At 52.8% G+C, this 9,824-nt stretch carries 7 protein-coding genes; all 7 read left to right on the top strand.

The annotated features are described in order from the left end of the window. The first annotated feature begins 710 nt into the window (after positions 1–710). Positions 711–1,424 carry an NUDIX domain-containing protein gene (locus tag K2H17_RS00240; RefSeq protein WP_300130043.1) on the top strand — a complete coding sequence of 238 codons (714 nt, stop codon included), beginning with the start codon at positions 711–713 and terminating at the stop codon, positions 1,422–1,424. An 81-nt stretch (positions 1,425–1,505) separates the two neighbouring features. Beyond that, positions 1,506–2,990 carry an FGGY family carbohydrate kinase gene (locus K2H17_RS00235; protein WP_300130042.1) on the top strand — a complete coding sequence of 495 codons (1,485 nt, stop codon included), beginning with the start codon at positions 1,506–1,508 and terminating at the stop codon, positions 2,988–2,990. 86 nt (positions 2,991–3,076) lie between these two features. Then, a complete protein-coding gene (gene xylA, locus K2H17_RS00230; protein ID WP_300130041.1) occupies positions 3,077–4,393 on the top strand; it encodes a xylose isomerase in 1,317 nt (438 codons plus the stop codon). Positions 4,394–4,672: 279 nt separating this feature from the next. Further along, positions 4,673–6,154 (top strand): D-xylose transporter XylE, encoded by a 1,482-nt coding sequence (gene xylE, locus K2H17_RS00225; RefSeq protein ID WP_300130039.1) that lies wholly within the window; start codon positions 4,673–4,675, stop codon positions 6,152–6,154. A 57-nt stretch (positions 6,155–6,211) separates the two neighbouring features. Next, positions 6,212–7,723, top strand: a complete 1,512-nt coding sequence (locus tag K2H17_RS00220) for an alpha-L-arabinofuranosidase C-terminal domain-containing protein (protein ID WP_300130037.1) — start codon at positions 6,212–6,214, stop codon at positions 7,721–7,723. Between the two features lie 130 nt (positions 7,724–7,853). Further along, positions 7,854–8,522: a bifunctional 4-hydroxy-2-oxoglutarate aldolase/2-dehydro-3-deoxy-phosphogluconate aldolase gene (locus K2H17_RS00215; protein WP_300130036.1), complete on the top strand. Its 669-nt coding sequence runs from the start codon at positions 7,854–7,856 to the stop codon at positions 8,520–8,522. Positions 8,523–8,785: 263 nt separating this feature from the next. Beyond that, positions 8,786–9,824, top strand: a 1,039-nt coding sequence (uxuA, locus tag K2H17_RS00210; protein ID WP_300130035.1) for a mannonate dehydratase, incomplete at its 3' end; no start/stop codon positions are given.

Raw genomic sequence — 9,824 nt, 5'->3', positions numbered from 1 at the left:
GTGTTTAATACCACAGCTGCGGACCCCTACGGGGCCCTTGCAGTGGCCTGGATTCTTCCGACCGCTCCGCGGCCGAGCTTCGCGCGGGGTGGGGAGAGCGCGGGATGGCGGTTGGGGCGCTAATTAATCATATTAGCCTGATTAGCCTGATTGGTCTAATTGGCCTAATTGGTCTAATTGGCCTAATTGGTCATATTGGGCTATTGGGGCAATCGGGCTTTTGGCTAATCAGTGTTTCAGCAAAACCCCGTAGGGGTGGGCGAGCATAGGCCACTGCAAGGGCCCCGTAGGGGTCCGCAGCTGTGGTGTAAGGTAGGGGCTCTTTTTCTCCCCCGGAGCGCCGTAGGTGCGAAACTGAGGATGGCAGGCCGGGTTTGCGGTGGGTGTGGGGCTGGTTTTGGATTATTTAACATTTGGAGGCGGTAGAACTGCGGAGACGAGTCTTATTGTAATTATTACATTTAGCATTGAGCCTGCGCCAGCGTTATGGGGCGCGCGGAGAGTGATTTTTGAAGCTGATGGCGTGTGTCGGGGAGACAGGCTTATTGTATGGTTAACACAATGTAAGGGGATATTGTCGGAGGTAAGAAAACTAAATGGGTTAGATTTTAATGTTTTAAAACATGTTTTTCGGCGGATAATTATAGCTAAAAATTTGTACTTTTGTCAGTGGAAGCTTAAAACCTAATTAAAAGCCTGAACTAAAAACCATGTCCACACCTCTGGCAAACAATCATATCTCAGTTGACTGCGTGGTCTTCGGATTCGATGGAACTGATCTGCGTGTGCTTCTCGTGAAGCGTAGCGGCAGTGACGAAGGCGGAGACTATAATGATATGAAACTCCCCGGCAGTCTTATTTATCGTGACGAAGATCTTGACGAGGCCGCCGGCCGTGTGCTTGAGGAGCTGACCGGAATCAGGGAACTGCCTCTGACCCAGTTCAAGGCTTTCGGGTCGAAGGACCGCACGCGCAATCCGCGTGACGTCCGTTGGCTTGAACGGGCGCAGAAGGAACACGTTGAACTGATTGTGACCATCGCCTATTTCGCTCTTGTCAAACTCGACAAGTCGCTGGAAAAGACCGTGGATCCGGAATCGGCCCAGTGGTGCAGGCTTGATGAGATCGGAACGCTTGCTTTCGACCATAACCTTATTATAGAGGAGGCGCGGAAAGCCATCCGCCGTGAAGCTGCCAACAACAGAGCCTTGCTCTTTGATCTGCTGCCGAAGAAATTCACCGCCTCGCAGCTTCGCAAGCTGTCGGAAATCATCAACGGGAAGACTCTCGATGTGCGGAATTTCCATAAAAAGATAGCCCAGATGCCTTACATCGTGCCTCTGGATGAGAAACAGCAGGGAGTGTCGCACCGCGCAGCCCGTTTCTACCGCTTCGACCGGAAGGCTTACACCGTGATGAGATAGGGCAGCAGGGCCTTTTCTCCGGAAAACAGATGAATCAGACGAAACCAAATAACCCAAAAATATAAACACAGACAAGAAATTATGTATCTCTTAGGATATGACATAGGCAGCTCGTCGGTCAAGGCGAGCCTTGTGAATGCCGAGACCGGCAAGACAGTGGCTTCTGATTTCTACCCCAAGACAGAGGCTGAGATAATAGCCGTCAGGGCCGGATGGGCCGAACAGCGCCCCCAGCAGTGGTGGGACTGTCTGAAACATGCGACAGAAAGCATCATGGCGGCTGCCGGAATTGATCCGAAAGAGATCAAAGCCATCGGCATCTCGTATCAGATGCACGGTCTGGTGCTGGTCGACAAGGACAAGCAGCCCCTGCGCCCGGCTATCATCTGGTGTGACTCCCGCGGTGTGCCCTACGGCGAGAAAGCCTTCGGAGATCTGGGTCAGGAGAAGTGTCTGAGCCATATCCTCAACTCTCCCGGCAATTTCACCGCCACGAAACTTGCCTGGGTGAAGGAAAACGAGCCTGAACTCTTCGAGAAGATCGACAAGATCATGCTTCCGGGCGACTATGTGGCCATGCGTCTGACCGACCGCATCTGCACAACCGTTTCAGGTCTGTCTGAAATGATGCTCTGGGACTTCAAGGAAGGCAAGGTCGCTGATTTCCTTTTGGAATATTTCGGCTATGATGCCGACATCATCCCTGAAATCGTCCCGACTTTCTCGGTTCAGGGTCTGGTGAGCGCCGAAGCCGCAGCCGAGCTTGGACTGGCCGAGGGAACCCCCGTCAGCTACCGTGCCGGTGACCAGCCGAACAATGCGCTGTCGCTCAACGTGTTCAATCCGGGCGAAATCGCATCGACCGCCGGAACTTCCGGAGTGGTCTACGGTGTGCTCGGCGAGGTCAACTATGATCTCAAGAGCCGTGTCAACACCTTTGCCCACGTCAACCACAGCAACGAGCAGACCCGTCTGGGTGTGCTTCTCTGCATCAACGGCACCGGAATCCTCAATTCATGGAGCAAACGCACAGTGGCTCCTGAAGGCATCGGCTATGCGGAGATGAACGACGTGGCCGCCCAGGCCCCGATCGGCGCAGCCGGAGTTTCGGTGATCCCCTTCGGCAACGGTGCGGAACGTGTGCTCCAGAACAAGGAGGTCAACTGCTCGATCCACGGAGTCAACTTCCTCACCCACAATAAATCGCATCTGCTTCGCGCCGCTCAGGAGGGCATTGTCTTCTCCTTCATGTATGGCATGGAGATCATGGAGCAGATGGGCATGCCGATCAACAAGATCCACGCCGGACATGCCAACATGTTCCTCAGCCCGCTTTTCCGCAACACACTGGCCGGAGTCAGCGGCGCGACAATCGAGCTATATGACACCGACGGTTCTGTCGGCGCCGCAAAGGGTGCCGGAATGGGTGCCGGAATCTATAAGGACAACAACGAGGCTTTCGCTTCGCTGGAGAAGATCGAGGTCATCGAGCCTGTGGCCGCCGACCGTCAGGCTTACAGCGACGCTTACGCTCTCTGGAAAGAGCGCCTGGCCCGTGAGCTTTGAGGCTGTTGCAATTGCATTATCCCCCCGTTGAAAATTTCCAAGAAATAGAAATCAATAAATAAAATTCATTTAATTACCTTATTATTATGGCAGTAAAAGAATATTTCCCCGGTATCGGGAAAATCAAATTCGAAGGCAAGGACTCAAAGAACCCTATGGCCTACCGTTACTATGATGCAGAAAAAGTAATCCTCGGCAAGCCGATGAAGGAATGGCTCAAGTTTGCCATGGCCTGGTGGCACACTCTCTGTGCGGAAGGCGGCGACCAGTTCGGCGGTTCTTCAAAGAAATTCCCCTGGAACGAAGGTGCTGACGCTGTGACCATCGCAAAGCAGAAGGCTGACGCAGGTTTCGAGTTCATGCAGAAGATGGGCATCGAATATTTCTGCTTCCATGATGTAGACCTCGTTGACGAAGGCTGCTCAGTAGAGGAGTATGAACACAATATGAAAGAAATCGTGGCTTACCTCAAGAGCAAGATGGCTGAAACCGGCATCAAGAACCTCTGGGGCACTGCCAACGTGTTCAGCAACGGCCGCTACATGAACGGTGCTGCAACCAACCCTGATTTCGACGTTGTTGCCCGCGCAGCCGTTCAGATCAAAAACGCTATCGACGCAACTATCGAACTCGGCGGTACAAACTACGTGTTCTGGGGCGGTCGTGAAGGCTACATGAGCCTGCTCAACACCGATCAGAAGCGCGAAAAAGAACACCTCGCAACCATGCTCCGTCTTGCCCGCGACTATGCCCGCTCAAAAGGCTTCACCGGCACATTCCTCATCGAACCCAAACCGATGGAACCCAGCAAGCATCAGTATGACGTTGACAGCGAAACTGTTATCGGCTTCCTCAAGCAGCACGGCCTTGACAAGGACTTCAAGCTCAACATCGAGGTTAACCACGCTACTCTCGCAGGCCACACTTTCGAACACGAACTCGCAGTGGCTGTGGACAACGGCATGCTCGGCTCTATCGACGCCAACCGCGGTGACTACCAGAACGGCTGGGACACCGACCAGTTCCCCATTGACAACTTCGAGCTCATCCAGGCCATGATGCAGATCATCCGCAACGGCGGCCTCGGCAACGGCGGTACTAACTTCGACGCCAAGACCCGTCGTAACTCTACCGACCTCGAAGATATCTTCATCGCCCACATCGCCGGTATGGACGCTATGGCCCGCGCACTCGAAAGCGCAGCCGCTCTGCTCGAAGAGTCGCCCTACAAGGATATGGTCCGCGAACGCTATGCTTCATTCGACGCCGGCAAAGGCAAGGAATTCGAAGAAGGCAAGCTGACTCTCGAAGATGTCTATGCTTACGGCAAGGAAGTCGGCGAACCCAAGCGCACTTCCGGCAAGCAGGAACTCTACGAGGCTATCGTGGCAATGTATTGCTAAGATGGTGTTGACAGACACTGTCTGAACCGATTTTTTCGGGAATGTTCGTGTGGCTTGTCAGAAGCCACACGGGCATTTCCCTTATTCACTGCTTTTCTCCACACCACAGACCTGCCGTCGGGCAGGATTTTTCCCTCTCACCTCCCGTCTCCTCACGCTTTTTGCTGATGTGCCGCTCGCCAGTGCAGCCGCAGCCATAACTTTTACCTCTCAGGCCTCATTCTACAAAACCGGAAAAATCAGAACCTATATACCAAACTCAAAACTTCTTACCCAACCATGAATTATCCTCAGAACGGAAGCAAGGTTTACCTCTTTTCGATAGTACTTGTCGCAGTGCTCGGAGGTCTGCTTTTCGGCTATGACACAGCCGTGATTTCAGGAGCGGAAAAGGGCCTTCAGGCATTTTTCCTCGGAGCAAAAGATTTTGTCTACACCGATACCATCCACGGTATCACTTCATCAAGTGCGCTTTTAGGCTGTATTATCGGTAGTGCGCTTTCAGGTTTCTTTGCGTCTTATTTTGGCCGTAAACGTTCGCTTGCGCTTGCGGGTGTTTTCTTTTTCCTTTCGGCTCTCGGCAGCTATGCGCCTGAATTCCTGTTTTTTGAAAAGGGTGTGCCGACAGCAAGCCTTTTGATTGCATTCAACTTCTACCGTATTCTCGGCGGCATCGGCGTAGGTCTTGCCTCGGCCATCTGCCCGATGTATATCGCCGAAGTGGCGCCCTCGAATATCCGCGGTACGCTCGTGTCGTGGAACCAGTTTGCCATTATCTTCGGTCAGCTCGTGGTTTATTTTGTCAACTTCCTCATCCTCGGCGAACACACCCAGCCGATCATCGAGAAGATCGGCGAAACCATCTATCAGGTTTCACCTCAGTCTGATCCCTGGACAATCCAGACCGGATGGCGCTATATGTTCGGCAGCGAGGCCTTCGTGGCCGGTCTCTTCACCGTCCTTGTGTGTCTTGTGCCTGAATCGCCCCGCTATCTTGCTCTTGTCGGCAAGGACGAAAAGGCTCTCATGGTGCTCTCTCATATCAACGGCTATGAAAAGGCCAAGGAGGTGCTCAGTCAGATCAAGCAGACTGTCGAGGTCAAGAGCGAGAAGCTTTTCTCTTTCGGCGTGATGGTTATCTTTGTCGGTGTGATGCTCTCGGTGTTCCAGCAGGCAGTCGGCATCAACGCTGTGCTTTACTACGCACCCCGTATTTTCGAGTCGATGAACATGGGCAACCCGATGGTGCAGACCGTGATCATGGGTATTGTCAATATCTCGTTCACTCTTGTGGCTGTATTCTCGGTTGAGAAACTCGGTCGCAAACCGCTGCTCATCTGGGGCTCGATCGGCATGGCAATCGGCGCATTCGGCGTTGCTCTGTCGAACCTCATCGAAGTAAATCCCCTTGTGCCCGTGGTTTCGATCATGGTCTATTCGGCTTCGTTCATGTTCTCTTGGGGCCCTATCTGCTGGGTGCTCATCGCAGAGATCTTCCCCAACACGATCCGTTCGGCAGCTGTGGCAATCGCAGTTGCTTTCCAGTGGATCTTCAACTTCATCGTATCGTCGACTTTTGTGCCGATGTACAACATGACACTCGGCGACATGGGCGACAAGTTCGGCCACATGTTTGCCTACGCTCTCTATGGAGTGATCTGTATCGTGGCTGCATGGTTTGTCGCCTCGCTTGTTCCTGAAACCAAGGGCAAGACTCTGGAGGACATGACCAACCTCTGGCGCAAACGCGACGGAAAGTAAACCAAGTCTGTATATGGAATAAAAAATAACATGATAAATCATTCATTCACAACATTTATGGCAGCTGCTGCGGTCTCTCTGACTGCGGCAGCTGCTGGAAATGTGACTGTCAGTCTGTGTCCGTCGGACTCGGCGCCGGTTATCGAACCTGAGATCTACGGCCAGTTCACGGAGCATCTCGGCAGTTGCATCTATGGCGGAATATGGGTAGGGGAGGAGTCTCCCATCCCCAATACGCGCGGATATCGAAACGACGTGGTCGAGGCCATCAGGGAACTGAAGGTCCCGGTGATGCGCTGGCCCGGCGGCTGTTTTGCCGACGAATATCACTGGATGGAAGGACTCGGTCCGCGCGAGAATCGTCCGAGGATGGTCAATACCAACTGGGGCGGTACCGTGGAGGACAATTCTTTCGGTACGCATGAGTTTCTTGACCTCTGTGAGCTGACCGGTGTCCAGCCTTATATCAGCGGCAATGTCGGAAGCGGCTCTGTCGAGGAACTGGCAAAGTGGGTCGAATATATGACCGCGGAGGACGGCCCGATGGCCCGGCTGCGCAAGGAAAACGGCCGCGAGAAGCCCTGGAAACTCAAATATCTCGGAATCGGAAACGAGACCTGGGGCTGTGGCGGAAACATGACTCCTGAATATTATTCGGACATATATCGCCGCTATGCTACCTATTGCCGCAATTTCAACGGCAATAAACTTTATAAGATCGGCTGCGGGGCAGATGCCTATAATTACAACTGGACTGATGTCTGCATGAAGAATGCAGGCCGCATGATGGATGGCATTTCGCTGCACTACTATTGTGTGGACCACTGGCAGAACAAGGGCTCGGCCCGTGAGTTTGACCGTGAGGACTACTATTGGCTCATGGGAAAGGCTTTCGACATCGACACCCTGATCTCGGCCCACTCCCGCATCATGGACAAGTATGATCCTGAAAAACGCGTCGGACTGCTCGTCGACGAGTGGGGGACATGGTGGGATGTGGAGCCCGGAACAAATCCCGGTCATCTCTATCAGCAGAACACCATGCGTGACGCTCTCGTGGCTGCCTTGTCGCTGAATGTGTTCAATTCTCACGCCGACCGTGTCCGCATGGCCAACATAGCTCAGTTTGCCAACGTGCTTCAGGCCATGCTGCTGACTAAAGACGAGTTCATGGTGAAGACTCCGACATTCTATGTGTTCAGGAGCTATGCCGCCCATCAGGGAGCCAGACTTGTGCCGCTCACGACGGATGCGGAGATGATGACCGTGAGAAAGGGACGCACAGTGCCGGTGCTCACGGCTTCGGCTTCGGTCAGAGACGGTGTCACAACGGTTTCTCTCGTCAACATCCTTCTTGACCGCGAACAGGAAGTCACCGTCGATCTCGGCGGGATCAAGGCCTCGACGGTTAGCGGCGAAGTGCTGACCGCGGCTGATGTGCATGACTATAACGATTTTGGTCAGGCGGAAAAAGTCAGCCTGAAGCCTTTTAAGGGGGCCAAAGTGAAAAACGGTAAGGTCACGCTGACCATGCCGCCTCATTCGCTGGTCACTCTTTCGCTTAAGTGATGCAATTTACTTGGGAATAACAATAAGTCGGCCCCGGCTGCCGTTTTATTAGTTAGACAGATTCCATACATACCGTAGGTATAATAAGAACTACTAATATACAATCTAATCAATTATTACCTTTTTTAACATGGCTAAATTTGATAAAATCGCAGTTCTCGCCAAGATGGGTGAGACCGGTGTTGTCCCTGTGTTCTATCACAAGGATGCTGAAGTGGCAAAACAGGTGGTGAAAGCCTGCTATGACGGTGGCGTACGCGCTTTTGAATTCACAAACCGTGGCGATTTCGCTCATGAAGTTTTTGCAGAAGTCGTGAAATTCGCAGCCAAGGAATGTCCTGAAATGGCAATGGGTGTAGGTTCTATCGTTGATCCCGCCACTGCCGCTCTCTATATCCAGCTCGGTGCATGTTTCGTTGTCGGCCCGCTCTTCAATCCTGAAGTTTCGCGTGTCTGCAACCGTCGTCTCGTACCTTACACTCCCGGCTGCGGCACTGTCAGCGAAGTTGGCGCTGCTCAGGAAACCGGCTGTGATCTTTGCAAGTGCTTCCCCGGCGACGTTCTCGGCACCAAGTTTGTCAAAGGTCTCCTCGCTCCGATGCCCTGGACTAAGCTCATGGTTACCGGCGGCGTAGAACCGACCAAAGAAAACATCGAAGGCTGGATCAAAGCCGGTGTGTGGTGCGTCGGAATGGGTTCCAAGCTGTTCCCGAAAGACCGCGTAGCCGCTCAGGACTGGGCCTATGTGACCGAAAAGTGTCGCGAAGCCCTCTCTTTTGTGGCTGAAGCCCGCAAATAAATCTGATGGTTAGCAACCTCCGATATCGCTGACGGCGCGTTGAGGCCGGATCTGAAAATCCGGCTTTTGACGCGTCGTTTGGCTTTTTTTAACGTAGTTTTCTGATAGTAAGAGGTTGTTTAAAAACAAGAGTAAAAATCTGAGTGGTGTATCTTTTAGATAAATTGTTGTAAATGAGAAAGGAGCCATATCCACCTCAAAACTTTCGCTCAGATTTTAACTATTGTTATTAAACAACCTCTAATACAATTTAAATCAAAGAAATGGAAAAGACATGGCGTTGGTTCGGTCCCAACGACAAGATTACTCTTGAAATGCTCCGCCAGATAGGAGTCGAGGGCATCGTCACCGCTCTTCACCACATACCCAACGGAGAAGTGTGGTCGCTTGAAGAGGTGAACAAAATGAAAGACTTTATTGAAGCCGCAGGGCTGAGATGGAGCGTAGTGGAGAGTCTTCCGGTATCTGAGTCGATCAAATATGGCGGTGAAGACCGCGACCGGCTGATTGAGAATTACAAAGAATCTCTGCGCAATCTCGGTAAGGCCGGGGTGAAGACTGTATGCTATAATTTCATGCCGGTCCTTGACTGGGCGCGTACAGACCTGGAATTCCCAAATCCCGACGGCACTTCAAACCTTTATTTCAATCTCGGTGAGTTCGCTTATTTTGACATCCATATCCTCGGCCGCAAGGATGCCGCCAAGGACTATGATGAGGCGACGCTTGCCCGTGTCGACGAACTGTGCAAGGTGATGACTCCGGAAGGCGAGCAGCGTCTGGTCGAAAACATAATTGTGAAAACCCAGGGTTTTGTCAACGGCAATATCTCGGAAAACGATCTTGATCCGGTGCAGAAGTTCCGCGATCTGCTCGCGCTTTACGATGGGATTGATGCCGCCAAACTCCGCGGGAACATGGCCTATTTCCTGAATGCCATCATGCCCGTCTGCCGTGAGTATGACATCAACATGTGTGTCCACCCCGACGATCCTCCGCGTCAGATTCTCGGACTTCCAAGAATCGTGACATGCGACGCAGACATCCAGGCTTTTCTCGATGCGGTTCCTGATCCTCACAACGGACTTACGTTCTGCGCCGGATCGCTAAGCGCCGGTGCCCACAACGATGTTCCTGCCCTTGCCCGCAAATATGCCTCCCGCACCCACTTTGTCCACGCCCGTATCTGCAATGTGCTCCCCAACGGTGATTTCAAGGAGTCGACTCATCTTGATCCGCGCCTGAGTGATGTGGCGCGCACCGTTGAGCGCGAGCGTCCCGGAGTGCCGATGCGTGTGGACC

This window comes from Duncaniella sp. (assembly GCF_029054785.1).
Lineage (GTDB): Bacteria > Bacteroidota > Bacteroidia > Bacteroidales > Muribaculaceae > Duncaniella.
The sequence above is the reverse complement of the archived record's forward strand: the minus strand, read 5'-3'. Positions and strand labels throughout refer to the sequence as shown.

Bases quoted from the DNA above. Each gene is read 5' to 3' on its own strand.
- K2H17_RS00240 (WP_300130043.1), top strand. From the start codon at position 711: ATGTCCACACCTCTGGCAAACAATCATATCTCAGTTGACTGCGTGGTC.
- K2H17_RS00235 (WP_300130042.1), top strand. From the start codon at position 1,506: ATGTATCTCTTAGGATATGACATAGGCAGCTCGTCGGTCAAGGCGAGC.
- xylA (WP_300130041.1), top strand. From the start codon at position 3,077: ATGGCAGTAAAAGAATATTTCCCCGGTATCGGGAAAATCAAATTCGAA.
- xylE (WP_300130039.1), top strand. From the start codon at position 4,673: ATGAATTATCCTCAGAACGGAAGCAAGGTTTACCTCTTTTCGATAGTA.
- K2H17_RS00220 (WP_300130037.1), top strand. From the start codon at position 6,212: ATGGCAGCTGCTGCGGTCTCTCTGACTGCGGCAGCTGCTGGAAATGTG.
- K2H17_RS00215 (WP_300130036.1), top strand. From the start codon at position 7,854: ATGGCTAAATTTGATAAAATCGCAGTTCTCGCCAAGATGGGTGAGACC.